Here is a 25,255-nt window from a genome sequence, read left to right as displayed (position 1 = left end):
CGAAGCGAAGAATCTTTTATGATGAACCGCTATTTCGTATATTTGATGGGCAGTGCGAACGGGCGGGCGCTGTATGCCGGAATGACGAATGATTTGGCGAGGAGAGTTCGGGAACATAAAGGCGGGGAAATTCCCGGTTTTACGAAGCACTATCGTTGCCATGAACTGCTTTATTACGAGGAATATACGGATGTGCGGGATGCCATCGCCCGGGAAAAGGAGATAAAAGGTTGGCTGCGGGAGAAGAAAGAGCGGCTAATCGCTTCGATGAATCCCCGAAGATCGGATTTGGCGGCAGACTGGTTTGAATAGATTCTTCGTCGCGCAGCTCCTCAGAATGACAAGGGGCGGGAGTATTATTGTTTTGTCATTCTGAGCGAAGCGAAGAATCTGTTTGAGTGTAGATTCTTCGTCGGGAAAACCCTCCTTAGAATGACAGGAATGTGCAGCGCTGAACGAAATGAAGAATCTGATGCAATGCAAATGATGATACTAAACGATATATGAACAATAATCTTATTTTCGGTATCCGCCCCGTGGCCGAAGCCATCGAGGCGGGCAAGCAAATCGAACGTCTCTACCTGCGCAAGGGGGCCGAGGGGCAATTGATGCAGGAGTTGAAGGACCTCTGCGCGCGGCACCGTCTGCGTTATCAGGAGGTGCCTGTCGAGAAGCTGAACCGCCTGACGCGCGGCAACCACCAGGGTGCTGTGGCGCAGATTGCCGCTATCGAGTATGTGGAGCTGGCCGACATTCTGGAACGGGTGCCCGAAGACGAAACGCCCCTCGTGGTGCTTTTCGACGGGGTGACCGACGTCCGTAACTTCGGCGCCATCGCCCGTTCGGCCGAATGCGCCGGGGCCCACGGTTTGATTGCGCCGCTCAAGAACTCCGCTCCGGTCAACGCCGAAGCGATCCGCTCGTCGGCCGGGGCGCTGACGACGATTCCGGTGTGCCGCGTGGGTTCGGTGCGCAACACGCTCAAGGCGCTGCAAGCCGAGGGATTCCAAGTGGTCGCCGCGACCGAAAAGAGCCGCAAGCTGCTCTACGACGCCGATTTCCGCAAACCGACGGTCCTTGTCATGGGGGCCGAGGATACGGGCATCTCGAAAGAAGTGCTGAAGATGTGCGACGAGCAGCTGGCCATTCCGCTCATCGGCCATATCGAATCGCTGAACGTCTCGGCCGCGGCTGCGGTGATGCTGTTCGAGGTCGTGCGGCAACGAATCAATGAATAGTGAATAATTAATAATGAATAGTTTTGGCCGGGTGCTCGCCTCTATTCGATAAAATCCTATGAAATTCAATCCGAAACATTATTGGCGCATCTTCCGCGAGGGGATGGTGCAGGTGGCGCGGAATTATCCGGTCGAGTTGCTGTTGGCCGTGTATGCGTGCGTGGTGTGGCTGGTGGCCTACGAGACCGATTGGTCGCAGGGCTTCTGTCGGGCGGCGGTCGTGCCGCTCTTCTTCGTGTTGGCGTTGGCCGTCAGCCGGTTAGCGGGCCGCGGGCCGTGGCGCAAGGTCTATTGGGTGGTGTGGATGCCCTTGGTTCCGCTGTCGCTGTGGAGCGGGCTGAACGACTGGGTCGGCGAGACGCAGTATCTTGTCAGCCTGCTGATTCTCTCGCCGCTGGCCCTGCTGATGTGCCGCCGCGAAGCCCGCAACGAATGTTTCGTGAGCGACGCCATCGTGTGGTTGCGGTCGCTGCTGCTGGCTGAATTGTTCGCCAATGTGGCGCTGGGGCTTTTCGCCGCTATTCTCTTTTCGACGACCTACATCTTCGGCCTGCAAGGCAGGTGGATCGACCACGTTTGGACCTATGCGGCGATTCTCTCCGAATCGTTGGCTGCGCCGTGCCTGTTTCTGATGATGGCCGAGCGGTGGCGCGACGCTCAGGTCAAGGCCAACCGGATTCTGGCGGTTCTGCTCGACTACATCGTGACCCCGGCGCTGCTGGTCTATACGGCCATCCTCTACCTCTATGCGGTCAAAATCGTGGTCGCGTGGTCGCTGCCCGCGGGCGGCGTGGCCTACCTGGTTTTCGGATTCACCATCACGGCGCTGGTCGTCAAGGCGTTGCAGTTAGTGCTGACTGAGCGCCGCTACGACTGGTTTTTCGACCGTTTCAGCCTGGTGTCGCTGCCGCTGCTGGTGCTTTTCTGGGTCGGCGTGGGGCGCCGCGTGGGCGAATACGGACTGACCGAGCCGCGCGTGTGGTTGGTGGCCTGCGGAGGGTTGATGACCCTTTGCGTGCTGTTGTTCCTTATGCGGCGGACGGCTCGTTACCGCTGGGTCTGCGCCGCTGGTTTCGTGCTCTTTGCGGCGCTGGCCTATGTGCCTGCGCTCGAACCCGAGCGCGTGGCCGTGCGTTCGCAGTTGCATCGTGCCGTGAGGATTGCCGGGGAGCTGGAGCTGCTCGACGGGGAGGGTGCTTTGCTGCTGGATGCTTTCCGGCAGATCGACAGCGCGAGCAAACCCCGGTTCCGCAATTTTTACGAAGCGGCGGACTACGTGGCTGACCGCGATACGGTGGCTTTCCGTCGCTTCGGCGTGCCGATGCGCGAAATCCGGAACGCGGTTCCGGCAGAATATTCCAATTATGTGCTCTACGGCTGGAATTCGGCGGCCGACACAGTGGAGGTGGTCGAGACGTTCTGGAGTGCGGAGACGCAACGGGGATTCCGTGTGGACGGAATCGGCGGCTATTCGGCGCTTTATACGGAGTGGCGGAGTTGGAATTCGGGGCAATATCCTTATTATGAATTGACCGACAGCACGTTGTACCTCCATTTTGCCGGGCTGCATCCCGATGTCGCCGTTCCGGCGGAGGAGCTTCTCGGCAATCTGCTGCGGCAGGCGGGCATCGCTCCGGGGAGCGTGCCGGACGAAGCGGCGATTCGGGAGAAAAACGACGAGCTGCTGGTTTACAGAAGCAAGGAACTGGCCGTCGTCTTTTCCGAAGTGTGGTTCGAGCGGAGCGATTCGGCGCTGCGGGTCGATAAGGTGTCGGTCGACGTCGTGCTGACCCGATGATTTCCGTCTTCGACCATCCGCGGCTGGGCGAGGTCGTGCTGTCGCAGTCGCCGCGGGCCCGGCGCGTCTCGATTCGGGTGCGGCCGTCGGGCGCCGTGCGGGTCTCGTATCCGCGCGGGGTGTCGCAGCGCCGGGCCCTGGCTTTCCTGGACGAAAAGGCCGGTTGGGTCGAAACGGCCCGTCAGCGCCTTGCGGCCCGCCGGGCAGCGCTGGCTCCTGCGCTTCCGCCCGAGGAAGAAAAGGCCCGCATCGAGGAGCTGCGCCGGGCGGCCAAGGCCGACCTGCCGGAACGCGCGGCCCGGCTCTCGCGGCAGACGGGACTGAGGTACGAAAAGCTCACCGTCCGTACGGCCCGCACCAAGTGGGGGAGTTGCTCGGCAAAGGGCAGCATCTCGCTGAGCCTCTTTCTGATGACCCTGCCCGAGCACCTGCGCGATTTCGTCATCATCCACGAGCTCTGCCACACCGTTCACCACGACCATTCACCGCGGTTCCACGCGCTGGTCGATCGACTCACGGGCGGGCACGAAAAAGCCCTCTCGCGTGAGCTGAGGGCTTTTTCGATTCGCTGAAAAGCGATTACAACTTCTTGTCGAGCAGTTTGCCGCTCTCGGAGAAAGTCAGCATCTGGTTGCTGTTCTGTCCGTGGATGTCGGCTTCGTAGTAGGTCGAACCGCGGCGCACGAGCTTGCGGGCTTCCTTGACCTGGAAACCGGGGAACTGCTTGGCGATGTAGGCGTTGGCGGCTGCGGGCAACTGCACGGCGGCGATTTCGTTGGTCGAGTTGATGAGCGTGCCTTCGGGCGAGATGTCAAGGCTGTAGTTGGCGCCGTCGATCTTGAACTCGGCGTTGTAGTAGTTGCCTTTCTCCTCGTAGTTCCACTCCACGGGCGAAACGCGCGGGTAGCTCTTCAACACGTAGCTTTTCACGACGGCCGGAACCGACGATTCCTTGATGTTGCCTGCGAAGACGCCTGCCGTAGCGAACAGAGCGACTGCCAGTGTGGCGAATGTTTTTTTCATAGCGAAAAAGATAATAAATTGGTGAAATACTCCTTGCGAGGTTTCTCAATCCATTATCAGTTGCAGGGTCAGCAGGTCGCGGAAGCCTTCCGGGGTGAGGGTCCAGTCGCGTTTGCAGCCGGTGCGGACGTATCCGGCCCGGCCGAACAGGCGCAGGCTCGCTGCGTTGGCGGCGTCCACCTCGCACCAGAGCTGATGAAGCCCCAGCGTGCGGCGGGCATAGCCTTCGAGCAGGCCGAGCGCTTCGGAAGCGTAGCCCCGGCACCGTTCGGACTTGTCGTAGACCAGTATGCCCACGCCCGCCCGGCGGTTGAGGGGGTCGAGCTCGAAGAGGTCGAGCGTGCCCGCGGCCTTTCCCTCGGGGTTCTCGATAATCAGTCGCAGCTGCCGCGTCAGATAGACGTCGGAGTGCTGCTCCTCGACGAATTTCATGAGCGCATGCCGCGAAAATGGTGCCAAAGTCCCGCTCACGCGCCATACCTCCGGGTCGTTTTCCCAAAGGTACATGATTTCCACGTCGTCCGGTTCCACGGCCCGCAGCCGCACCGTGGGGCCCTGCAATGCCGTCCGAGCCATCCGTTCAGCGATTTTCCGTTCCGGAGGGTTACACCAGGCCGATTACCTTGTTGCGGATAAGCATCGCCACGCCCCAGGCGTTGGCGTTTTCGCTCATCTTCGAGACGCGGAACTTGGTGTCCTTATATACAAGGTTGAGCGAATATTTGTTGGTCGCCGACTTGAGCGGCAGCATGATGTAGTCGCCCGCGGCCGCCAGGTTGCCGCCCACGATGACCGTCTCGGGGTTGAACGTGTTGATCAGGAACGCCACGGCCTTGCCCACTTTTTCGCCCGCTTCCTCGATAAGTTCGATGGAGAGATTGTCGTCGTTCTTCGCCGCGGCGATGATGTCGTCGATGTGGATGGTTTTCTGTTGGTCGTATTGTTCCCGCAGGATGGTGTTGACCCCTTTTTCGATCATCCGGCACATCTTGTCTTCGATGGCTATGCCCGACACTTCGGTTTCCAGGCAGCCTTTCTTGCCGCACGAGCAGATGATTTCGTTGTCGAAGAACGGGATATGGCCGAATTCGCCCGCAAAGCCGCTCTTGCCGCGGTAGAGTTGGCCGTCGACCACGATGCCGATGGCTACGCCGCGGCCCATGTGGAGGTAGAGTACGTTGCGGTCGTCCTTGGATTTGCCGCAGGTGTATTCCGCATAGCAGCGCGCGCGGGTGTCGTTTTCAAGCAGCACCCGGATGCCGACGCGTTCTTCGAGCAGGTCGCGCAGCGACTGTTCCGACGAGGTGAAGTATTTGTAGCTGCGGCCCGTTTCGGGGTTGACGCGGCCCGTCATGCAGACGCCCAGGCCCAGAATCTTGCCGCGGTCGATGCCGCAGTTGGCTATGAATTCTTCGATGCTGGTGCAGATGCGTTCCATGCACTGCGGGCGGTCCTGCAGCTCGAACGTGAAGTCGTTTTCTTCTTTGATGATGTTGTTCTGCAGGTCGGTAATCAGAAACCGCATGTTGTCGCGGCCCACGTTGACGCCTGCGAAGTAGATGGCCGAATTGGCCAGTCCGAAGACGTTGGGGCGGCGTCCGCCCGGGGTTTCGACCTTGCCCAGGTCGGAAACGATGTTTTCGTCGACCAGTTCCTGCACCAGTTTGGTGATGGTCGGGACGCTGATGTGCAGTTCCTTGGTCAACTCCGAGAGCGTGCACTCGCCGTTGATGGCCATGTGCGCGATGATGTTGCGCTTGATAAGGCTGTTCTTGTGGGAGATGCCTTTGAGGGTTTCGTCTTCGTGCTTGTTGAAAAATTCGGTCAGCGATGTCATTCTCTGTATGTTTTGTTGCGAACGGTGCAAATATAACGAATTATTTTAGAAACGGCGATTGTTTTTAATCAATTTTAATAATCTTCGCCCGACCCGACCGCATATAAAAAGGAAGACTTCGGTTGCGAAGTCTTCCTTTCGGTGTGTGTGAGGCAGTTGCCTACAGCGTCGATTTCGATTCGACGGCCGCTTCGGCGTCGACTTTGCGGATGAGTCCTTGCAGTACGGTGCCGGGGCCCAGTTCGGTGAATTCGGTCACTCCGTCGGAAAGCATCTCCTTGACGATGTAGGTCCAGCGGACCGGAGCCGTCAGCTGCGCAATCAGATTGGCCTTGATTTGTGCAGGGTCGGTATAGGGTTTGGCGTCCACGTTCTGGTAGATGGGGCACGTCGGGGTCTGGAACGGTGCTTCGGCAATGGCCTTTTCGAGTTCCTGCTTGGCGGGTTCCATGAGCGGCGAGTGGAACGCTCCGCCCACAGGCAGACGCAGGGCGCGGCGTGCTCCGGCGGCTTTGGCTTTCTCGCAGGCGGCGTCCACAGCTTCCACGGCACCCGAGATGACGAGCTGGCCCGGGCAGTTGTAGTTGGCCGCTACTACGACGCCGTCGACCGACGCGCAGATTTCCTCGACCGTCTTGTCGTCCAGACCCAGTACGGCGGCCATCGTGCCGGGTTGTGCTTCGCATGCGGCTTGCATGGCCTGCGCACGCTTCGACACGAGCCGCAGACCGTCCTCGAACGAGAGGGCGCCGCTGACTACCAGGGCCGAGAATTCGCCCAGCGAGTGTCCGGCTACGGCGTCGGGTTTCACGCCCAGCGCCTTGGCCATGATGACCGAGTGGAGGAAGACGGCAGGCTGCGTGACCTTGGTCTGTTTCAGTTCCTCGTCCGTCCCGGCGAACATGATGTCGGTGATGCGGAAGCCGAGGATTTCGTTGGCTTTCTCGAACAGCTCCTTGGCTGCGGGTACGTTGTCGTAGAGGTCCTTGCCCATGCCGACGGCCTGGGCGCCCTGACCCGGAAATACGTATGCGTGTTTCATAAGTTTGCGGTTTTTATTCGTTTGCGGAGGCAAAGATACGGAAAATAAGGTGAAATTTGAAAAGTGAAAGGTCAAAGGTGCTTTTCGTTCGCCCTATTCATTCTCCTTGACGGGGCGCAGTTCCAGGAAAAGTTCGTCCAGCTGCGCCGGGTCTATCTGCGACGGAGCGTCGAGCATGACGTCGCGGCCCGCGTTGTTCTTCGGGAAAGCGATGTAGTCGCGGATCGACTCGCTGCCGCCGAAGAGCGAGCACAGGCGGTCGAAGCCGAACGCCAGTCCGCCGTGGGGCGGGGCGCCGAATTTGAAGGCGTTCATCAGGAAGCCGAACTGTTCCTGCGCTTTCTCTGGCGTGAAGCCCAGGCATTTGAAAATCGTGGCCTGGAGCTTGGCGTCGTGGATTCGGATGGAGCCGCCGCCGATTTCGGTGCCGTTGCACACGAAGTCGTAGGCGTTGGCGCGCACGCGGCCGGGGTCGCTCTCAAGATACTGGATGTCTTCGGGTTTGGGCGAGGTGAACGGGTGGTGCATGGCGTAGAAGCGCTGCGTCTCGTCGTCCCACTCGAACATCGGGAAGTCCACCACCCACAGCGGCGCGAATTTCTTGGGGTCGCGCAAGCCCAGCTGCTGGGCCACCTCCAGACGCAGGGCGCACAGCTGCGTCAGCGCCTTGAACTTCTTGCCGCAGAGGATGAATACCATGTCACCGGCCTTGGCACCGCAGCGTTCGGCCATCGCGCGCACTTCCTCGGGGGTGTAGAATTTGTCGACGGAGGACTTCACTCCGCCCTCCTCCATGCGGATCCAGACAAGGCCCTTGGCACCCACCTGCGGGCGCTTGACGAATTCGGTGAGGGCGTCGATTTGTTTGCGGGTGTAGGCCGCGCAGCCCGGGGCGGCGAATCCCGTGACGTACTCCGCATCGTCGAAGACGCTGAAACCGTGGCCTTGGGCCAGGTCGGTCAGATCGGCGAATTCCATGCCGAAGCGCAGGTCGGGCTTGTCCGAACCGTATTTCTCCATCGCCTCGATCCACGGCATGCGGCGCAGCGGTTCTGTGAATTCGACGTCCATGACCGTGCGGAACATGTGCTTGGCCCAGCGCTCGAATACTTCGAGGATGTCTTCCTGTTCGACGAACGCCATTTCGCAGTCGATCTGCGTGAACTCGGGCTGGCGGTCGGCGCGCAGGTCCTCGTCGCGGAAGCAGCGCACGATTTGGAAATAGCGGTCGTAGCCGGCCACCATCAGGAGCTGTTTGAGCGTCTGCGGCGACTGGGGCAGGGCGTAGAACTGGTTGGGGTTCATGCGGCTGGGCACCACGAAGTCGCGCGCCCCCTCGGGCGTGGAACCTACCAGGTAGGGCGTTTCGATTTCGAGGAATCCCTCGCTGTCCAGAAAACGGCGGATTTCCTGCGCCATCTTGTGCCGCAGAATCATGTTGCGCTGAAGCGGCGCGCGCCGCAGGTCGAGGTAGCGGTATTTCATGCGCAGGTCGTCGCCGCCGTCGGAATTCTCCTCGATGGTGAAGGGCGGGGTCTGCGCTTCGTTGAGCACTTCGATGCGTTCGGCCGTCACTTCGATGTCGCCCGTCGGCATCTTGGGGTTCTTCGATTCGCGTTCGATGACACGGCCCGTGACTTGCAGCACCCATTCGCGGCCCACGCGGGCCGCCGTTTCGCGCGCCTCGGCGGGGCTGTGTTCTTCGACGACGATCTGCGTCAGACCGTAGCGGTCGCGCAGGTCGATGAAGGTCATGGCTCCGAGGTTTCTTACTTTCTGCACCCATCCCGCCAGGGTGACGGTCTGGTTGACGTTGTCGGCCCTGAGGGCGCCGCACGTATGGGTTCTGTACATATATAAAAGGTGTTTTTGTTTGCTTCTTGCAATTTACAAAGGTAGATAAAATTCATAATTCATAATTCACAATTCGCAATTTTTTCGCGCAGGCATAGGCCGGTCGGGCGATTTTCGTTAATTTTGGGCGCACATTACGATTCATTGACGATGGAGAACCAGCAGCAGACCGACGAAAAATTCATGCGGCAGGCACTAAGCGAGGCCCGCAAAGCGTTCGACCAGCAGGAAGTGCCTGTCGGGGCGGTGGTCGTCGGCGAGGGGCGTGTCATCGGGCGGGGCCACAACCTCGTCGAGACGCTGGCCGACCCGACGGCCCATGCCGAGATGCAGGCCCTCACGGCCGCGGCTTCGACCCTGGGCGGCAAATACTTGCAGCAGTGTACGTTGTACGTGACGGTCGAGCCGTGCATCATGTGCGCCGGGGCCATCGGTTGGGCGCAGGTCGGGCGCGTGGTGTGGGGCGCCGACGACCCCAAAAAGGGGTATCGGTGTTATTCCGACCAGGTCTTCCACCCCAAGACCACCGTCGCCCGGGGTGTCCTGCGCGAGGAGTGCGAGGAGTTGATGGGCGCGTTTTTTGCGTCGCTGCGCCAATAAGCGGGCGCCGCGTTTTGAAAAAAAGGAAATTATTTTATACTTTTGTCTCCATCGTTGCTGCGAAAGGCACGAAAAACCGCAATTCTAAAAAATTACGTATAAGATGAAAAAGTTGTTTGTTTCGGCAATCGCGCTGCTGGCGGCCGGGTCGCTGTGGGCGCAGGACGTAACCCCCATCTACAACGAGGCCGCTGCGGCCTATTCGGCCAAGGATTTCGCCACGGCCGCCGCCAAGTTCGAGCAGGTCATCGACCAGGGCATGGACCTCGACGAAGCCGCTTCGATGGTCGCCACGGCCAAGTCGGCGCTTCCCAAGTGCTACTTCCAGCTGGGCGGTGCCGCTGCCATGCGCAACAAGGACTACGCTACGGCGCTGACCCATTTCATCAAGGCGGCCGAGTTGGCCGAGCTCTACGGTGACATGCAGTATTTGGCCAGGGCCAACGGCTGGGTGGCCAAGATGTACCATATCCAGGGCGGCGAAGCCTTCAACAACAAGGACTACGCTACGGCGGCCGAGATCTTCGCCAAGGGCTACAAGGCCGACCCCGACAACACGGGCATGGCGCTCAACCTTGCCATGAGCTACTGCGAGATGGGCAACTACGCCGAGGGCATGGAGATTTACGAGGCTATCGCCGCCAAGACCCATCCCAAGTATGCCGAGGACGTCGCCAAGGCCAAGGAAATGATGGCCCTCTATACCAACAACAAGGTGGCCGCGATGCAGCAGGCCGGTGATTTCGACGGTATCATCGCCATGGCCGACGCGCAGTTGGAGAAGAATCCCGAAAGCGCGTTGTTCCAGAACGTGCGTTTGCAGGCTTACGCCAACAAGAAGGACTACGCCAAGGTTATCGAGCTGGGCGAAGCCGCTGCGGCCGCTCAGACCGACGAAGCCGACAAGTCGCTGATGTACTACCTGTTGGGTGCTGCTTACAATGCCCGCGACATGAAGCCCCAGGCTATCGAGGCGTTCAAGCAGGTGACCGCAGGTCCCGCCGCTCAGAACGCCGCCGCCGCATTGGCCGAACTCTCCAAGTAGGGGCGGTTCCGTTCGCTGTTCCTTGCCGTTCCGGACAAACCCGGAACGGCTTTTTTCGTGCCGTCGTTGAAATAAAAAGCAGCCGAAGCTGCTTTTTATTTTAGTCGTCCGTTTTGCCCGATGTTCCGCTGTATGCGCTGTAGCCCGCTTCGGGTGAGGGGCGTATGGCCGAACCGGGCGGTGAATTGTTCTTCGGTCATCGCGAGCCAGTCGGCGGGCGTCATGGCGGCCGGGTCGAACAGCGGTCCGAAAGCCGGATTGGCGTGCAGGGGTGCCCGGCGGTTGTAGGGGCAGCAGCTCTGGCAGCTGTCGCAGCCGAAAATCCAGCCGTCGAGGTCCAGGGTTCCGGACGTTTCGCGTTCGATGGTGCGGCACGAGATGCAGCGGCGGGCGTCGATGGTGCGGTTCTCCGCCACAGCTCCCGTGGGGCAGGCGTCGATGCAGTTGCGGCATTCGCCGCAGCGCGGGCCGCCGAACGGCGTGTCGTAGCTCTCCGTCTCGTCGCACAGAATCAGTTCGCCCAATAATATATAGGTGCCGTGCCGGGGCGTGACCAGCAGCGACTGCCGCCCGAGCCAGCCGAGCCCCGCATCGACGGCCAGCTGTTTTTCGGCCAGCGGCGCCGTGTCGACGAAGATGCGTCCGCCGAGGGTGGGGCGGTCGGCTTTCAGTGCCCCGAACAGCCGGGCCAGCATCTCCTTGATGGTGGCGTGGTAGTCGCGGGTGCAGGCGTACGACGCAATTTTGGCGCGGTGGTCGGCGGGGTAGCCCTCGCTCGTGAGGTTCTTGTAGCTCACGGCGCAGACCACCGCTGTGCGGGCTCCCTCGACCAGCAGCCGCGGGTCGAACCGCTTCTCGGCGTTGCGTTCCAGGTAGCTCAGCGAAGCCTGCCGGCCTTGGGCCAGCCACTCGCGGAAACGCCGTTCGCCGTCGTCCAGATGGCGGCACGGGGCCACTCCGCAGAGGTCGAACCCCGCTTCGGCGGCAAGTTTTTTGATGGTCGAACGGTCGAGCATGGCGATATTTTGCCCCAAAAATAGGGATTTTCGGCCGGAAATTCGTAAGTTTGTACCGAATTCTGCCTGACCGAAAGGCTGTTAAACCGAATTTTATATGGCATTCAATACACTTTGCGAGCTGGTGCGCCACAGCGTCGACCGTTTCGCTTCGCGCGTGGCCTTTTCGATGTTCGAGGGCGACGACGTGACCTACGCCGAGGCGGGCCGCCGCATCGAAAAAGTCCAGCGGATACTCACCGAGGCGGGCCTTTCGGCCGGCGACAAGGTGGCGCTGCTGAGCAGCAGCATGCCCAACTGGGGCGTCTGTTATTTTGCCGTCACGGCCGCCGGCATGGTCGTCGTGCCCATCCTGCCCGACTTCTCGGGCGAGGAGCTCGACATGATTATCGAGCACTCCGAAGCCAAGGCGCTGCTCGTGTCGGACAAACTTTTCACCAAGCTCTCCAAGGAGACCATCGGGCGGCTCAACGTCGTCGTGCGCACGAAGAATCTGGGCATCATCGCCCAGCGCGTCTGCGGCGCCGGGTCGGTCGGCGAGCCCAAGCCCGACGACCTGGCCGCCATCATCTACACTTCGGGCACCACCTCGAAGCCCAAGGGGGTCATGCTCACCCACGCGGCGCTCTGCGCGCAGGTTACCTTGTCTTCGTCGATTTTCCCGGTGCAGGCCGACGATGTCTTCCTCTCGGTGCTGCCGCTGTCGCATACCTACGAATGTTCCATCGGCCTGATTTATCCCTTTTCGATGGGGGCGCGGGTCGTCTACATGGACCGTCCGCCCACGGCTTCGGCCCTGATGCCCGCCCTGCGCGCGGTGCGGCCGACCGTCATGTTGATAGTGCCGCTTATCATCGAGAAAATCTACCGCCACCAGGTGCTGGCCAAATTCAACTCCACGCGCTTCTGGCGGATGCTCTACCGCATCGGTTTCACGCGCCGCTACCTGCATCGGGTCGCCGGCAAGAAGCTGATGAAGCTCTTCGGGCGGCGGCTTCGGTTCCTGGGCATCGGCGGCTCGAAACTGGACGGCGAGGCCGAGAAGTTCCTGCTCGAATCGGGCGTGCCCTACGCCATCGGCTACGGGCTGACCGAGACGGCGCCGCTGTTGGCGGGTGCCGCCCCTTCGCAGGTGCGGCTCGGTTCGACGGGTCCGCAGGCGCCGGGCGTGACACTGCGGCTGGAAAACGTCAACCCCGAAACCCGGCAGGGCGAAATCGTGGCCAAGACTCCGAGCATCATGTTGGGTTACTACAAGAATCCCGAAGCCACGGCCGAGGTGTTCACCCCCGACGGCTGGTTCCGCACGGGCGACCTGGGCGAATTCGACAAGGACGGCTGGCTCTATATCAAAGGCCGTCTGAAGAACATGATTGTCGGCCCGGGCGGCGAAAACATCTATCCCGAGGACATCGAAAGCGTGCTGAATTCGCACGTCTGCATCGCCGATTCGATTGTCACCGAACAGGAAGGGCGCTTGGTGGCCCTCGTCCACTTCAACCGCGACGAAATCGAAGCGATGATCGACGACTGGCGCGAGGAATGGAACACCAAGAAAGAAGCCTGGGAAGCCAAGACCGAACAGCTCAAGAAGGAAATCATGGACTTCGTGAACGCCAAGGTCAGCCGTTTTTCGCGCATTTCCGAGGTCGTCGAGGAGAAAGAAGAGTTCGTCAAGACCCCCACGCAGAAAATCCGCCGCTTCCTCTACAACCGCAAGAAAGGCGACGAAACGCCCAAAACCGAATAGGGCGTTTCTTGAATAAACCGGACTTTCACCTCAATAAAGGGGGCAGCTTCGGCCCGGAATGACGAAGGCCACGGTTTTCGTCAGCGCGGCCCGTAGATTCAGCAGTCCGCTGGCAGCGAATGCCGGATGTTAAAACGTTTTAGCAGGAGTGCTAAAACGTTCCTTTTCAGGCAGGTTTTCTCGCCTCGGCATAGCTCAAGTAAACTTGGCCTTTGCATTCGGCTTATCGAAAACGTTCCGGATACGCTGCCAGTTATTCATTCCAGTCTGGCGGAAAACTTGGGTTAATGAATAATTAACAATGAATAGTGAATAATTTTCGCCTGTCTTTCCCAATTATTCCTTATTAACTATTCATTATTCATTTTTCTGTCATTCATTCCAGCGACTGCTTCGACCGCCTGCTTCGGGCTACCGCGCCCGTGAGACGGGAGCCTTGGGCGGCATCGGCGTCGAGGGCAGTTCCTGGTCTTCGTCGTCCTACTGCGCGGGCAGTCTCAACGCGGGTCGTCTGATCTTCAAATCGGACCTCGTGAACCCGCTGAACAACACCAACCGTGCGAACGGCCTTTCCGTGCGCTGCGTCCAGCATCTGCGGCTGCCCCTTTATCAGAGTGAAAGGTGAGAGGTGAAAAGTGAAAATTAAAAAGCGAGAGGTGAAAGGCGAAAAGCGAAGTGCGGCGCCTTATGCCGCTGCGAACCGCCTTAGATGCTGGATCGGGGATTCTTCTTCCTGTCTTTGGCTTCGCCGAAGATACTCTGTCTCGGCAAAATGCAAGTAAACTTGCTTTTGCTCTCACTTATTCGTATCTTTGCAAGGTTATAGATATTCCGCATAATTTTATGGAGAAACTCATCGGGACGATCGTCAGCGCGATTGAAGATAAAAAGGGTAAGAATATTGTATCGTTGGACCTCTCGGGTTTCGACGGGGCCATCTGTTCGGCGTTCGTGGTCTGCAACGCCGATTCTACGACGCAGGTCGCGGCCATCGCCGACGGCATCGAGGAGAAGGTGCAGCAGGAGCTGGGCGAAAAGGTCTGGCGCGTCGAGGGGCAGCAGTCGGCCGTGTGGATTGCCATGGACTACGTGGACGTGGTGGTGCACATTTTCCAGACCGAGCTGCGCGAATTCTATCGGTTGGAAGAGCTGTGGGCCGACGCTCCGCTGACCCGTCACGAGTACGAAGAATAGGTTATGGCACAGAAGAACAATCAGCATAAAAAGAGACCTGCGGGGCTGCCGCGTCCGACGATCTGGTGGGTCTACGGAGTGATCGGGGCGGCCATCTTCGGGTGGTACCTTTTCGGCGAGAGCAGCGACACGCCGCTGCCGTCGGAGTGGACGGCCGTCGAACGGATGGTCGGCCAGGGCGAGGTCGAGAAAATCCGGGTCATCAACCGCGACAAGGCCGAGGTCTTCCTGGCGGAAACAGCCGCCGACCGTTACCGGACCGATTCGGCCAAGTTGTACCGTCGGCTGCCCGTGGAGGGGCCGCATCTGACCTTCACCATTCCGTCGGTCGATTCGTTCCGCGAGGACCTGCGCGCCGTCGAACAGACGTCGGGACACTCCGTTCCGGTGGTCTACGAAACCCGTTCGGGCGAGTGGACCGGCATTCTGGTCAACCTGCTGCCGTGGGTGCTCATTATCGCCGTGTGGTTCTTCCTGATGCGTTCCATGTCGCGCGGTGCCGGAGGCGGTGCGGGCGGCGGCATCATGAATGTGGGCAAGGCCCGGGCGCAGGTTTTCGACAAGAACAATGCGCGGCCCATTACTTTCAAGGACGTGGCCGGGCTGGAGGAAGCCAAGGTCGAAATCATGGAAATCGTCGACTTCCTCAAGAAAGCCGACAAATACAAGGAGCTGGGTGCCAAGATACCCAAAGGGGCGTTGCTTGTGGGCCCTCCGGGAACGGGTAAGACCCTGCTGGCCAAAGCCGTGGCCGGGGAGGCCAATGTGCCGTTCCTCTCGATTTCGGGCTCCGACTTCGTCGAAATGTTCGTCGGGGTGGGGGCGTCGCGAGTCCGCGACCTTTTCGAGCAGGCCAAGCAGAAAGCCCCCTGCATCGTCTTCATCGACGAAATCGACGCCATCGGCCGGGCCCGCGGCAAGAACGCCGGGTTCTCGGGCAACGACGAGCGCGAGAACACGCTCAACCAGTTGCTCACCGAGATGGACGGCTTCCAGACCAACACCGGGGTGATCGTCCTCGCGGCGACGAACCGTGCCGACATCCTGGACAAGGCGCTGATGCGTGCCGGGCGTTTCGACCGTCAGATAGAGGTCGGGCTGCCCGACGTGCGCGAGCGCGAGGAGATTTTCGAGGTCCATCTGCGGCCGCTCAAGCTCGACCCGGCACTCGACCGCGGTTTCCTGGCGCGGCAGACCCCCGGATTCTCGGGCGCCGACATCGCCAACGTCTGCAATGAAGCGGCGCTGATAGCCGCGCGGCACAACAAGAAATTCATCGCCAAGGAGGATTTCCTGGCCGCCATCGACCGCATCATCGGCGGGCTGGAGCGCAAGAACAAGATAATCACCGACGAGGAGAAGCGGACCATCGCCTACCACGAAGCCGGCCACGCCACGGTGAGCTGGATTCTGGAAAATGCCAGCCCCCTTATCAAGGTGACGATCATCCCGCGCGGCAAGGCGCTGGGCGCCGCCTGGTACCTGCCCGAGGAGCGGCAGATTACCACGCGCGAGCAACTGATGGACGAGCTGGCCGCCACGCTGGGCGGACGCGTCTCCGAGCAGCTGACGTTCGGCCATGTGTCGACCGGGGCGCTCAACGACCTGGAGCGGGTGACCAAGCAGGCCTATGCGATGGTGGCCTATTACGGCATGAGCGAGGCGGTCGGCAACCTGTCGTTCTACGATTCGACGGGCCAGAGCGACTTGGCGCTGACCAAGCCCTATTCCGACCTGACCGCCCAGCAGATAGACGCCGAAGCGCGGCTGCTCATCGACCGCGCCTACAAGATGGCCGAAAAGGTGCTGCGCGAACACGCCGACGGGCTGAAACAGCTGGCCGAACTGCTGCTGGACCGCGAAGTGGTCTTCACCGAGGACGTCGAGCGGATTTTCGGCAAACGCAAGAAGGACATCGAGCGCGAGCGCCGCGAAGCGGAAGCCGCCGCCAAGAGAGCCGAATCCAAGGTCTCGGCGGCTCCGGCGTTTGCGAAATCGACCGGAGAAACAGCGGGGAAACCGACGGCCGAAGCGCCGAAGCCTGCCCGCAGGCGGCGTGCCCCCAAAGTCTCCCAGGCGTCCGAAGCTCCCAAGGCGCTCCAAGCGTCCGGAACGGCCCGGACCTCTGCCCCAACAACGGACGGCAAGCCCAAGCGGGGGCGGCGTCCCAAGAGCACCAAGAGCGCCACGAACACCAAGAGTGCCGGGACTTCCGATTCCGAATAGTCGCAACAGCCTTTCAACCCGACCGAACCTATGAACGATAAAATGAAAAACCTTGCGGTGCGAACGCTCAGCGGCCTTGTGCTGGTCGCTGTGATGCTGGGTGCCGTCGTTTGGTCGCCGATCAGTTTCGGCCTCCTGCTGGCGGTGCTGCTTGTGGGCGGAATGCTCGAATTCTATGCGCTGGCCGCGGCCAAGGGGGCCCGGCCGCAGCGTGCTTTGGGTACCGTACTGGGTCTGCTCCTTTTCTGCCTGTTTTATCTGCCTGTCATCCCCGACGCTCCGAAAGCGTTCGGCGACTGGTGGCTCGCCGCTGTCGGAGCGCCGCTCCTGCTGTCGGTGCCTGCCATGCTGATTTGCGAACTCTACCGCAAGAACGCCGACCCGGTGGCTTCGGTGGGAACGACCTTGCTGGGCATCTGCTACGTGGCCGTGCCGCTGGTCTGCTTCGGCTGGCTGGTTTCGTCGCTGGCGGTCTCCGCGGCCGCCGGATGGAGCCCGTGGATTGCGGTGGCCTACCTGTGCATCATTTGGGCCAACGACGTATTCGCCTATCTGGTGGGGATGGCGCTGGGCCGTCACCGGCTTTTCGAGCGGCTGTCGCCCAAAAAGTCGTGGGAAGGATTCTTCGGCGGGCTGGCCGGAGCGGTCGCCGTGGGCATTGCGGCGGGTTGGCTGTTCGGCGGCAACCTGTGGGCCTGGGGCGGTCTGGCGCTGGTCGTCGCCGCGACGGGTGTGTTGGGCGACCTGACCGAGTCGATGTTCAAGCGCGCCGCCGGGGTCAAGGATTCCGGCCGTTCGATTCCCGGCCACGGCGGGGTGCTCGACCGCTTCGACGCGGTGCTGCTGTCGGCTCCTTTCGCACTGATATACCTGCTGTTCTGCCGCTGGGCGCTCGGCATCGAGTTACTTGTCTGCTAAACCCTCTCGTATCCCATGAAAATCAATAAGGAAGGTTACAAAATCATCTTCGTCTCGGGGCTGGTCTGCCTCTTGATTTGGTGGCTGTTCTACCGGCTGCTGGTCAGCGACGCAGCAACTACGCTTCTGTGGTGCAGCACGATATTCCTGCTGTTGTTCTGGTTTTTCATCGTGGCGTTCTTCCGCGAACCGCGGCGCGTGCGCATCCACGATGCCGACCTGGTGTTCGCTCCCTGCGACGGCCGCGTGGTGGTGACCGAGGTGGTCCGCGAAAATGAATACCTCCGCGAGGAGATGCTGCAGATTTCGATCTTCATGTCGATTACCAACGTCCACATGAACTGGGTGCCCGTGGGCGGCGAGGTGGAGTACTACAAGTACCATCCCGGCCGTTTCCTCGTGGCGTGGCATCCCAAGTCGTCGACCGAGAACGAGCGGACCACCACCGTGGTGCGCATGGCTTCGGGCCAGCGGGTGCTGTTCCGGCAGATTGCGGGGCTTATCGCGCGGCGCATCGTCTCCTACATGGAGGTGGGCCACAAGGTCGAGCAGAACAGCGTCTGCGGCTTCATCAAATTCGGTTCGCGGGTCGACGTGCTGGTTCCCAAGAACAGCGAGCTGCTCGTCGGGATAGGCGACCCGACCGTCGGTTCGCAGACCCCCATCGCGCGGCTGCCCAAAAAGTCCGAGGCATGACGGCTACTCCGCAGACCTTTCTGAAGTTCCTGGCCGGGGCGGCCATTGCGGCGGCGGTGCTCTTTCTGGTGTGGTACTTCTCGTCGATAGTGGTTTATATCCTCGTGTCGGCGGTGCTGGCGGTCATGGGGCGCCCGTTGGTCAAGCGGTTGGCGGCGTTGCACGTGCGGCAGTGGAAAGTGCCGCGTGCGTTGGCGGCGCTGGTGACGCTCCTGGTCATCTGGACGGTGGCCGCCGTGCTGTGTTCGCTCTTCGTGCCGCTGGTTTTCAATAAGATAAATCAGTTGGCCGACGTCGATTTCGGTATGGTCATCAACAGCATCGGCGAGCCTGTAGCCCGGGCACAGCACAACTTGCAGGAGCTGTTCGCCCTGCCCGAAAGTTCGTTTTCGCTCTCCGAGGAGCTTACCGCCATGCTGCGCAGGCTGGTCGACCTCGATTCGCTCAACGATTTCTTTTCGTCGGTGCTCGGCATGGTCTTCTCGTCGGTCATCGCCGTCTTCTCGATTTCGTTCATCACGTTCTTCTTTCTCAAGGAAGACGACTTGTTTTACAGGATGGTCACCGCCATTTTTCCCGAGCGTTACCGCCTGAACATCACCCGCGCGCTCGATTCCGTCACCCTCTTGCTGGGGCGCTACTTCACCGGGATTCTGGCCGAAAGCCTGCTCCTGATGTTCGCCGTGTCGCTGGCGATGATGGCCTTCGGAATGGCCGCCGCCGACGCCTTTTTCATCGGGCTGGTCATGGGGGTCATGAACGTCGTGCCCTATGCCGGGCCGCTCATCGGCGGCGTGATTTCGGTCTTCGTCGGCATCGTCACTCCCATTGCCGGGACGAGCGTGGGCCATACGGCGTTCGTCATCGCCGCCACGCTGCTGGTGATCAAGGGTATGGACGATTTCGTGCTTCAGCCGACGCTCTATTCGGAGCGCGTCAAGGCCCATCCGCTGGAGGTCTTTCTGGTCATCCTCGTCGCCGGGTCGCTGGCCGGGATTTTGGGCATGCTGTTGGCCATCCCCTCCTATACCGTGCTGCGCGTCTTCGCCAAGGAGTTCTTTTCGCAGTTCGCGCTGGTGCGCAAACTCACCGAGAATATCTGACATGGAGCCGGTGCGGATCGAGGGAATTGTCGTGCCCGGACGCAGGCTCGGCCGCGAGCTGGGTTTTCCCACGGCCAACCTCTCCGCCCAAGGGGAGGTGGCGGCCGAAGACGGGGTCTATGCTTCGTGGGCCGAGGTCGACGGGGTGCGTTACCTCGCCATGTCGAATTTGGGGTGCAACCCCTCGGTCGGCGGATGCGAACGGCGGCTCGAAACCCATCTGTTCGGCTTCGGGGGCTCGCTCTACGGCAGGCGGATGACCGTGGTGCTGTGGCGGAAAATCCGCGACGAGCGGCGTTTCGCCTCGGTCGAAGAACTGCGCGCGCAAATCGCAAAGGACAAGGAATACATATTAAAACTACGATAAACCATGTTTTTGGATACTACATTGCCCTACAAGGTCGCCGACATGTCGCTGGCCGAATGGGGACGCAAGGAGATCGCGATTTCCGAATACGAGATGCCCGGTCTGATGGCCGTGCGCCGCAAGTACGGCCCGCAGAAACCGCTCAAGGGGGTGCGCATCATGGGTTCGCTCCACATGACCATCCAGACCGCCGTGCTGATCGAGACGCTCGTCGAGCTGGGCGCCGAGGTGCGCTGGTGTTCGTGCAACATCTTCTCGACCCAGGACCATGCCGCCGCCGCCATCGCCGCTGCGGGGGTTCCGGTCTTCGCGTGGAAAGGGGAGACGCTGCCCGAATATTGGTGGTGTACCGCCATGGCGCTGTCGTTCCCGGACGGTAAGGGGCCGCAGCTGATCGTCGATGACGGCGGGGATGCTACCTTGCTGATTCACAAGGGTTACAAGGCCGAAAAGGACGCTTCGACGCTCGATTACGCTCCCTCGTCCTACGAGGAGGAGGTCATCCTCGACACGCTCCGGCAGCTGCTGGCCGAGGACTCCCGGAAATGGCACCGCACCGTGGCCGAGTGGCGCGGCGTGAGTGAGGAGACCACCACGGGCGTGCATCGGCTCTATCAGATGCAGGAAGCGGGCGAACTGCTCGTTCCGGCCATCAACGTCAACGATTCGTGCACGAAGTCGAAGTTCGACAACCTCTACGGCTGCCGCGAATCGTTGGCCGACGGCATCAAGCGCGCTACGGACGTCATGATAGCGGGCAAGGTGGTTGTGGTGTGCGGCTACGGCGACGTCGGCAAGGGCTGCGCGCGGTCGATGCGTTCGTACGGCGCGCGGGTCATCGTCACGGAAATCGACCCCATCTGCGCCTTGCAGGCGGCCATGGAGGGTTTCGAGGTCAAGACCGTCGAGAGCGCGCTGGCCGAGGGCAACATCTTCGTCACCTGCACGGGCAACTGCGACATCATCACGCTGGAGCATATGGAGCGGATGCGCGACCAGGCCATTGTCTGCAACATCGGCCACTTCGACAACGAGATACAGATGGCGCGGCTCGAAAAGTCGGGCGCCCGCAAGACCAATATCAAGCCGCAGGTCGACAAATACACCTTTGCCGACGGCCATTCGATTTTCATCCTTGCGGAGGGCCGTTTGGTCAACCTCGGATGCGCTACGGGCCACCCGTCGTTCGTCATGTCGAACTCCTTCACGAACCAGTGCTTGGCACAGATGGAGCTGTGGCAGAAGAAGCTGGAGGTGGGCGTCTACCGGCTGCCCAAGCACCTCGACGAGGAGGTGGCGCGGCTCCACCTGGACAACCTCGGGGTCGAGCTCACGCACCTGACCAAGAAGCAGGCCGACTACATCGGGGTCCCCGAGGAGGGACCTTTCAAGGCCGACCACTATAGATATTGAAAATCCGGGGCGCTCTTATAGCAAGAGCGCCCCGGATTGTATTGAGGTCTGAAGTTAACCGACGATCCACGCCTTGAACGGCGCCCAGATGTCGGCGACGACAAGGGCCAGCATGGCGATGCAGGCGACGAGCTTGAGCCCCGTCCCGACGATGAACGCCAGGAACGAACCGATGCCCACGCGGAACGCCTTGGCCGAATCGCTGCGGTCGTTGAGCAGTTCGCCCGCCACGGCACCGACGAACGGTCCGGCGATGATGCCCACGGGCCCGAAGAAAAGCCCTGCAAAGACGCCCACCGTGGCGCCGATGGAGCCCGCGCGCGAACCGCCGAAGCGGCGGGTCATCCAGCCGGGCAGAAAATAGTCGGAGAGGGTGACGGCCAGCGTGACGGCCAGCCAGATAAGCATGGCCGAGCCCGAGAACTGCGAGTAGGAGGCGCCCCAGGCGCAGAGCAGACCGACGTAGCTGACGATGACGCCCGGGATGGCCGGGACGATGCACCCGACGATGCCCACGACCGAGAGCAGGAGGGCCAGAAAGGAGAGGAAGATGTCCATGCCCCTAACCTATCAGCCTGTTGGTCGCCGTGTCGGGGAAGACGATCCACGGCCGGAACTGCTTGGCGTCCTCGAAATCCATCTGCGCATAGGAAGCGATGATGACCACGTCGCCCACCTGCACCTTGCGGGCCGCGGCGCCGTTCAGACAGATACAGCCGCTGTCGCGTTCGCCCTTGATGACGTAGGTCTCGAAGCGTTCGCCGTTGTCGATGTCCATGATCTGGACCTTTTCGCCCTCGATGATGTTGGCCGCTTCGAGGAGCGCCTCGTCGATGGTGATGCTTCCCACGTAGTTGAGGTCGGCCTGCGTGACCCGCACCCGGTGGATTTTCGATTTGATGACTTCGATCTGGAATTTCATTATCGGATTCGGATGTTGTCTATCAGACGGATCGGGCCGGCCTGCACGGCTATGCAGCCCTGGATGCGGGGCGCGTCGTCCCATGCGGCGACTTCCTGCATCGTCAGGGCGTCGACCGACTGGTAGTAGATGACTTCGAGCAGCGGATTGCGCTCGATTTCGGCCGTGACCCACGCTTTCAGCTCGGCGGGCGGCAGCGAGTGCGATTGCTCGGCGGCGGCCCGGAGCGTGGCGTAGATATGCGGCGCTGCGGCGCGGTGCGCAGGGTCGAGCAGTTGGTTGCGCGAGGAGAGGGCCAGTCCGTCGGCGTCCCGGACAATGGGGCATTCGACGATCTCGACCGGGAGTTTCAGCTGCGCGACCATGGCCCGGATGACGGCTATCTGCTGGAAATCCTTCTCGCCGAAGTAGGCGCGGGCGGGCCGCACGATGTCGAACAGGCGGCTGACCACCTGCGCCACGCCGTTGAAATGGCCCGGACGCGTGGCGCCCTCCATGACCTTGTCGATTTGTCCGAAGTCGAACTGCCGCGTGTCGGGTTCGGGGTATATCTCCTCGACCGACGGCATCAGCACCAGGTCGGCGCCCGCTTCTTCCAGGAGCCGCGCATCGGCTTCGGGAGTGCGGGGGTAGCGCCGCAGGTCGTTCTTGTCGTTGAACTGCGTGGGGTTGACGAATACGCTCACCGCCACCGTGTCGTTTTCGCGGCGCGCACGTTCCACCAGCGAACGGTGCCCGGCATGCAGGGCACCCATCGTCGGAACGAATCCGATGCCTGCGGCTCCGGCCTTGTCCAGCTCTGCGCGGAATGCTTCGACGCTCGTATGGATCTTCATTTTTCTGCTTTTGAAGCGGGTTGCGGGGCAAAGGTAGGAAAGATAATTAAAAATGAAAAATTAAGAATTAAAAATCCGTGCTTCGCCGTCGCCGGGCGGGTGTTTTTGTGCGGCGGGTCGGGGCTGCTTTTGCCGGATTTTTGCTATCTTCGCACGTTAACAAACCCGAACCGACATGAAAAAAATCGCACTTATGTCATTTTCCGCCATTATGTTCGCTTCGTGCGGCACACAGCAGGGCGACAAGCCGTGGATCGTCGACCGTTTCGACGACGTGAAGGTGATCCGCTACAAGGTCCCCGGTTTCGAGGAACTTCCGCTCGAACAGAAGGAGCTGGTCTTCTATCTTGCCGAAGCTGCCAAGTGCGGCCGCGACATCCTTTTCGACCAGAACTGCCCGGCCAACCTGCCCGTGCGCCGGACCTTGGAGACCGTCTATGAGCATTTCGAGGGCGACCGTTCGACGGCCGAGTGGCAGGCGCTCGAAAAATACCTCAAAAAGGTGTGGTTCGCCAACGGCATCCACCACCACTATTCCAACGACAAGTTCACCCCGGAGTTCACCGAGGAGTATCTGCTGTCGGTCATCGAGACCATCCCCGAGGAGCGGTTCGGCGACGAACTGAACGCCCTGCGCGGCGAGGTCTGCACGGCCATTTTCGACCCTGCGGCCTACCCGACGCGGCTCAACCAGCGGGCGGGCGACGACCTGCTGCTCACTTCGTCGAGCAACTATTACTGCGGGGTTTCGCAGGTCGAGGCCGAGAAGTTCTACGCTGCGATGGCGGCCGCCGACGCGGGCAATCCGGAGCCGGTTTCCTACGGGCTCAATTCGCAGTTGGCCAAGGACGCGTCCGGACGTCTTTACGAACGGGTGTGGAGAGTCGGCGGCATGTATTCGCCCGCCATCGAACGCATTGTCGGCTGGCTCGAGAAGGCGCAGGCCGTGGCTGCCGAACCGCAGAAATCGACTATCGCGGCGCTGGTGGAGTATTACCGCACGGGCGACCTGAAGAAGTTCGACGAGTACAACATCCGCTGGGTCCGCGACACGCTTTCGCACGTCGATTTCGTCAACGGCTTCATCGAGGACTACGGCGATCCGCTGGGCCGCAAGGCTTCGTGGGAGGCCAATGTGAACTTCATGGACACCGAGGCGTGCCGCCGCACCGAAATCATCTCGGAGAACGCCCAGTGGTTCGAGGACCATTCGCCCGCCGCACCCGAGTATAAGAAGAAGGAGGTCCGCGGCGTTTCGGCCAAGGTCATCACCGTGGCCATGCTCGGCGGCGACTGCTACCCGGCCACCCCCATCGGCATCAACCTGCCCAACGCCGACTGGATACGCAAGGAGTACGGCTCGAAGTCGGTGACCATCGACAACATCACCTATGCCTACGACATGGCGGCCCACGGCAACGGCTTCAACGAAGAGTTCGTGCTGCGTGCCGACGACCGCGACCGCATGGAGCGCTACGGCAAGCTGGCCGACGACCTCCACACCGACCTCCACGAGTGTCTGGGCCACGGTTCGGGTCAGCTGGCGCCGGGCGTTTCGGGCGGCGAGCTCAAAAGCTACGGTTCGACCCTCGAAGAGACCCGCGCCGACCTGTTCGGGCTCTACTACTTAGGCGACCCCAAGATGGTGGAACTCGGACTGATTCCCTCGCTCGACGTGGCGTGGGCAGGCTATGCCAAGTATATCATGAACGGCATGATGACCCAGCTGGCGCGCATCGAGCCGGGCAAGAACGTCGAGGAGGCGCACATGCGCAACCGCAAGCTGATTTGCGAGTGGTGCTATGAGCGCGGCAAGGCCGACAACGTGATCGAATGGGTCGAGGAAAACGGCAAGCGCTACGTTGTGGTCAACGACTTCGTGAAACTGCGTGCGCTTTTCGGCGAGATGCTCCGCGAAATCCAGCGCATCAAGTCCGAGGGCGACTATGAAGCCGGGCGCGCGCTGGTCGAGCGATATGCCGTGGCGGTCGACCCCGAACTGCATGCCGAGGTCCGCGAGCGCTATTATGCGTTGGGTATCGAACCCTACGGCGGGTTCCTCAATCCCGACTACGAATTGGTCGAGCGCGACGGCAAGGTGGTCGACGTGAAGATTGTTTACCCGACCGACTACGCCGCCCAGATGATGGACTATTCGACGAATTATTCGTTCCTGCCGCTGAAAAACTAAAAAGCAGCCTGCGCCCGGAATGGCGGTGGGTTACGGCTCCCGCCAGCGCGGCCGCAGATTCAGCAATCCGCTGGCAGTGTTGTTGTTGAAACGTTTTAGCAAACAGTTGAAACGTTCCTTTTCAGGCAGGTTTTCTCGCCTCGGCATAGCTCAGGTAAACTTGGCTTTGCACTCGGCTTATCGAAA

General features: G+C 60.9%; 24 protein-coding genes. 15 read left to right on the top strand and 9 right to left on the bottom strand.

Annotated elements, in window-relative coordinates; genetic code table 11:
• Positions 1-18: 18 nt before the first annotated feature.
• From NFR47_RS03345 to NFR47_RS03330, 4 genes are all read left to right on the top strand, one after another.
• Positions 19-312, top strand: coding sequence for a GIY-YIG nuclease family protein (locus NFR47_RS03345; RefSeq protein ID WP_251214167.1), 294 nt, complete (start codon positions 19-21; stop codon positions 310-312).
• A 191-nt stretch (positions 313-503) separates the two neighbouring features.
• Positions 504-1,238, top strand: a complete 735-nt coding sequence (rlmB, locus tag NFR47_RS03340) for a 23S rRNA (guanosine(2251)-2'-O)-methyltransferase RlmB (RefSeq protein ID WP_251214166.1) — start codon at positions 504-506, stop codon at positions 1,236-1,238.
• A 58-nt stretch (positions 1,239-1,296) separates the two neighbouring features.
• On the top strand, positions 1,297-3,036 hold the full coding sequence (locus NFR47_RS03335; RefSeq protein ID WP_251214165.1) for a DUF4153 domain-containing protein: 1,740 nt from the start codon (positions 1,297-1,299) through the stop codon (positions 3,034-3,036).
• On the top strand, positions 3,033-3,608 hold the full coding sequence (locus NFR47_RS03330) for a M48 family metallopeptidase (RefSeq protein WP_251214164.1): 576 nt from the start codon (positions 3,033-3,035) through the stop codon (positions 3,606-3,608). The genes NFR47_RS03335 and NFR47_RS03330 overlap by 4 nt, the downstream gene beginning before the upstream one ends.
• Before the next feature lie 7 nt (positions 3,609-3,615).
• Here NFR47_RS03330 and NFR47_RS03325 read toward each other — a convergent pair whose 3' ends face one another.
• The 5 genes from NFR47_RS03325 to aspS form a co-directional block, all read right to left on the bottom strand.
• The gene (locus tag NFR47_RS03325; protein ID WP_251214163.1) at positions 3,616-4,059 is read right to left on the bottom strand and encodes a PepSY-like domain-containing protein; all 444 of its coding nucleotides are present in this window, start codon (positions 4,057-4,059) and stop codon (positions 3,616-3,618) included.
• Positions 4,060-4,104: 45 nt separating this feature from the next.
• Positions 4,105-4,635 (bottom strand): GNAT family N-acetyltransferase, encoded by a 531-nt coding sequence (locus tag NFR47_RS03320; protein WP_251214162.1) that lies wholly within the window; start codon positions 4,633-4,635, stop codon positions 4,105-4,107.
• A 28-nt stretch (positions 4,636-4,663) separates the two neighbouring features.
• Entirely contained in the window at positions 4,664-5,896 is a 1,233-nt protein-coding gene (locus NFR47_RS03315; protein ID WP_251214161.1) for an ROK family transcriptional regulator, read from the bottom strand.
• A 160-nt stretch (positions 5,897-6,056) separates the two neighbouring features.
• Entirely contained in the window at positions 6,057-6,938 is an 882-nt protein-coding gene (gene fabD, locus NFR47_RS03310) for an ACP S-malonyltransferase (RefSeq protein ID WP_251214160.1), read from the bottom strand.
• Between the two features lie 93 nt (positions 6,939-7,031).
• Entirely contained in the window at positions 7,032-8,792 is a 1,761-nt protein-coding gene (gene aspS / locus NFR47_RS03305) for an aspartate--tRNA ligase (protein WP_251214159.1), read from the bottom strand.
• Between the two features lie 150 nt (positions 8,793-8,942).
• Here aspS and NFR47_RS03300 point away from each other — a divergent pair, with 150 nt between their 5' ends.
• Positions 8,943-9,392, top strand: a complete 450-nt coding sequence (locus NFR47_RS03300) for a nucleoside deaminase (RefSeq protein ID WP_251214158.1) — start codon at positions 8,943-8,945, stop codon at positions 9,390-9,392.
• A gap of 103 nt (positions 9,393-9,495) precedes the next feature.
• Positions 9,496-10,437: a tetratricopeptide repeat protein gene (locus NFR47_RS03295; RefSeq protein WP_251214157.1), complete on the top strand. Its 942-nt coding sequence runs from the start codon at positions 9,496-9,498 to the stop codon at positions 10,435-10,437.
• Positions 10,438-10,532: 95 nt separating this feature from the next.
• On the opposite strand, the gene queG is transcribed toward NFR47_RS03295, so the two are convergent.
• Positions 10,533-11,453 (bottom strand): tRNA epoxyqueuosine(34) reductase QueG, encoded by a 921-nt coding sequence (queG, locus tag NFR47_RS03290; RefSeq protein ID WP_251214263.1) that lies wholly within the window; start codon positions 11,451-11,453, stop codon positions 10,533-10,535.
• Between the two features lie 97 nt (positions 11,454-11,550).
• Between queG and NFR47_RS03285 the strand changes: the two genes are divergently transcribed.
• The 8 genes from NFR47_RS03285 (at position 11,551) to ahcY (ending at position 21,120) form a co-directional block, all read left to right on the top strand.
• Positions 11,551-13,203, top strand: a complete 1,653-nt coding sequence (locus NFR47_RS03285) for an AMP-binding protein (RefSeq protein ID WP_251214156.1) — start codon at positions 11,551-11,553, stop codon at positions 13,201-13,203.
• Between the two features lie 843 nt (positions 13,204-14,046).
• Entirely contained in the window at positions 14,047-14,397 is a 351-nt protein-coding gene (gene rsfS / locus NFR47_RS03280) for a ribosome silencing factor (protein ID WP_251214155.1), read from the top strand.
• Between the two features lie 3 nt (positions 14,398-14,400).
• On the top strand, positions 14,401-16,623 hold the full coding sequence (gene ftsH, locus NFR47_RS03275; protein ID WP_251214154.1) for an ATP-dependent zinc metalloprotease FtsH: 2,223 nt from the start codon (positions 14,401-14,403) through the stop codon (positions 16,621-16,623).
• A 42-nt stretch (positions 16,624-16,665) separates the two neighbouring features.
• Positions 16,666-17,541 (top strand): phosphatidate cytidylyltransferase, encoded by an 876-nt coding sequence (locus tag NFR47_RS03270; RefSeq protein ID WP_251214153.1) that lies wholly within the window; start codon positions 16,666-16,668, stop codon positions 17,539-17,541.
• 15 nt (positions 17,542-17,556) lie between these two features.
• On the top strand, positions 17,557-18,237 hold the full coding sequence (locus NFR47_RS03265) for a phosphatidylserine decarboxylase family protein (RefSeq protein WP_251214152.1): 681 nt from the start codon (positions 17,557-17,559) through the stop codon (positions 18,235-18,237).
• Positions 18,234-19,340, top strand: coding sequence for an AI-2E family transporter (locus tag NFR47_RS03260; RefSeq protein ID WP_251214151.1), 1,107 nt, complete (start codon positions 18,234-18,236; stop codon positions 19,338-19,340). Before NFR47_RS03265 ends, NFR47_RS03260 begins: the two co-directional genes overlap by 4 nt.
• 1 nt (position 19,341) lies before the next feature.
• The gene (locus NFR47_RS03255; RefSeq protein WP_251214150.1) at positions 19,342-19,707 is read left to right on the top strand and encodes a riboflavin kinase; all 366 of its coding nucleotides are present in this window, start codon (positions 19,342-19,344) and stop codon (positions 19,705-19,707) included.
• Positions 19,708-19,710: 3 nt separating this feature from the next.
• Positions 19,711-21,120 carry an adenosylhomocysteinase gene (gene ahcY / locus NFR47_RS03250; protein ID WP_251214149.1) on the top strand — a complete coding sequence of 470 codons (1,410 nt, stop codon included), beginning with the start codon at positions 19,711-19,713 and terminating at the stop codon, positions 21,118-21,120.
• Between the two features lie 54 nt (positions 21,121-21,174).
• Here ahcY and NFR47_RS03245 read toward each other — a convergent pair whose 3' ends face one another.
• From NFR47_RS03245 to panC, 3 genes are read right to left on the bottom strand one after another with little or no spacing between them, the layout of a single operon-like run.
• Positions 21,175-21,678, bottom strand: a complete 504-nt coding sequence (locus NFR47_RS03245) for a DUF456 domain-containing protein (RefSeq protein ID WP_251214148.1) — start codon at positions 21,676-21,678, stop codon at positions 21,175-21,177.
• 4 nt (positions 21,679-21,682) lie between these two features.
• Positions 21,683-22,042 carry an aspartate 1-decarboxylase gene (gene panD, locus NFR47_RS03240; protein ID WP_251214147.1) on the bottom strand — a complete coding sequence of 120 codons (360 nt, stop codon included), beginning with the start codon at positions 22,040-22,042 and terminating at the stop codon, positions 21,683-21,685.
• A complete protein-coding gene (gene panC / locus NFR47_RS03235) occupies positions 22,042-22,878 on the bottom strand; it encodes a pantoate--beta-alanine ligase (protein WP_251214146.1) in 837 nt (278 codons plus the stop codon). Before panC ends, panD begins: the two co-directional genes overlap by 1 nt.
• Before the next feature lie 175 nt (positions 22,879-23,053).
• On the opposite strand from panC, the gene NFR47_RS03230 reads away from it, so the two are divergent.
• Positions 23,054-25,069 carry a dipeptidyl-peptidase 3 family protein gene (locus NFR47_RS03230; protein WP_420838551.1) on the top strand — a complete coding sequence of 672 codons (2,016 nt, stop codon included), beginning with the start codon at positions 23,054-23,056 and terminating at the stop codon, positions 25,067-25,069.
• The last annotated feature ends 186 nt before the right edge of the window (positions 25,070-25,255 follow it).

Origin of the sequence: Alistipes muris, assembly GCF_943193205.1 — a bacterium.
GTDB classification, from domain to species: domain Bacteria; phylum Bacteroidota; class Bacteroidia; order Bacteroidales; family Rikenellaceae; genus Alistipes; species Alistipes muris.
The sequence above is the reverse complement of the archived record's forward strand: the minus strand, read 5'-3'. Positions and strand labels throughout refer to the sequence as shown.

Bases quoted from the DNA above. Each gene is read 5' to 3' on its own strand.
- rlmB (WP_251214166.1), top strand. From the start codon at position 504: ATGAACAATAATCTTATTTTCGGTATCCGCCCCGTGGCCGAAGCCATC.
- NFR47_RS03230 (WP_420838551.1), top strand. From the start codon at position 23,054: ATGAAAAAAATCGCACTTATGTCATTTTCCGCCATTATGTTCGCTTCG.
- NFR47_RS03315 (WP_251214161.1), bottom strand. From the start codon at position 5,896: ATGACATCGCTGACCGAATTTTTCAACAAGCACGAAGACGAAACCCTC.
- panD (WP_251214147.1), bottom strand. From the start codon at position 22,042: ATGAAATTCCAGATCGAAGTCATCAAATCGAAAATCCACCGGGTGCGG.
- NFR47_RS03270 (WP_251214153.1), top strand. From the start codon at position 16,666: ATGAAAAACCTTGCGGTGCGAACGCTCAGCGGCCTTGTGCTGGTCGCT.
- NFR47_RS03320 (WP_251214162.1), bottom strand. From the start codon at position 4,635: ATGGCTCGGACGGCATTGCAGGGCCCCACGGTGCGGCTGCGGGCCGTG.
- NFR47_RS03245 (WP_251214148.1), bottom strand. From the start codon at position 21,678: ATGGACATCTTCCTCTCCTTTCTGGCCCTCCTGCTCTCGGTCGTGGGC.
- NFR47_RS03295 (WP_251214157.1), top strand. From the start codon at position 9,496: ATGAAAAAGTTGTTTGTTTCGGCAATCGCGCTGCTGGCGGCCGGGTCG.
- ahcY (WP_251214149.1), top strand. From the start codon at position 19,711: ATGTTTTTGGATACTACATTGCCCTACAAGGTCGCCGACATGTCGCTG.
- NFR47_RS03345 (WP_251214167.1), top strand. From the start codon at position 19: ATGATGAACCGCTATTTCGTATATTTGATGGGCAGTGCGAACGGGCGG.
- NFR47_RS03285 (WP_251214156.1), top strand. From the start codon at position 11,551: ATGGCATTCAATACACTTTGCGAGCTGGTGCGCCACAGCGTCGACCGT.
- aspS (WP_251214159.1), bottom strand. From the start codon at position 8,792: ATGTACAGAACCCATACGTGCGGCGCCCTCAGGGCCGACAACGTCAAC.
- fabD (WP_251214160.1), bottom strand. From the start codon at position 6,938: ATGAAACACGCATACGTATTTCCGGGTCAGGGCGCCCAGGCCGTCGGC.
- NFR47_RS03255 (WP_251214150.1), top strand. From the start codon at position 19,342: ATGGAGCCGGTGCGGATCGAGGGAATTGTCGTGCCCGGACGCAGGCTC.
- NFR47_RS03325 (WP_251214163.1), bottom strand. From the start codon at position 4,059: ATGAAAAAAACATTCGCCACACTGGCAGTCGCTCTGTTCGCTACGGCA.
- NFR47_RS03265 (WP_251214152.1), top strand. From the start codon at position 17,557: ATGAAAATCAATAAGGAAGGTTACAAAATCATCTTCGTCTCGGGGCTG.
- NFR47_RS03300 (WP_251214158.1), top strand. From the start codon at position 8,943: ATGGAGAACCAGCAGCAGACCGACGAAAAATTCATGCGGCAGGCACTA.
- queG (WP_251214263.1), bottom strand. From the start codon at position 11,453: ATGCTCGACCGTTCGACCATCAAAAAACTTGCCGCCGAAGCGGGGTTC.
- panC (WP_251214146.1), bottom strand. From the start codon at position 22,878: ATGAAGATCCATACGAGCGTCGAAGCATTCCGCGCAGAGCTGGACAAG.
- rsfS (WP_251214155.1), top strand. From the start codon at position 14,047: ATGGAGAAACTCATCGGGACGATCGTCAGCGCGATTGAAGATAAAAAG.
- ftsH (WP_251214154.1), top strand. From the start codon at position 14,401: ATGGCACAGAAGAACAATCAGCATAAAAAGAGACCTGCGGGGCTGCCG.
- NFR47_RS03330 (WP_251214164.1), top strand. From the start codon at position 3,033: ATGATTTCCGTCTTCGACCATCCGCGGCTGGGCGAGGTCGTGCTGTCG.
- NFR47_RS03260 (WP_251214151.1), top strand. From the start codon at position 18,234: ATGACGGCTACTCCGCAGACCTTTCTGAAGTTCCTGGCCGGGGCGGCC.
- NFR47_RS03335 (WP_251214165.1), top strand. From the start codon at position 1,297: ATGAAATTCAATCCGAAACATTATTGGCGCATCTTCCGCGAGGGGATG.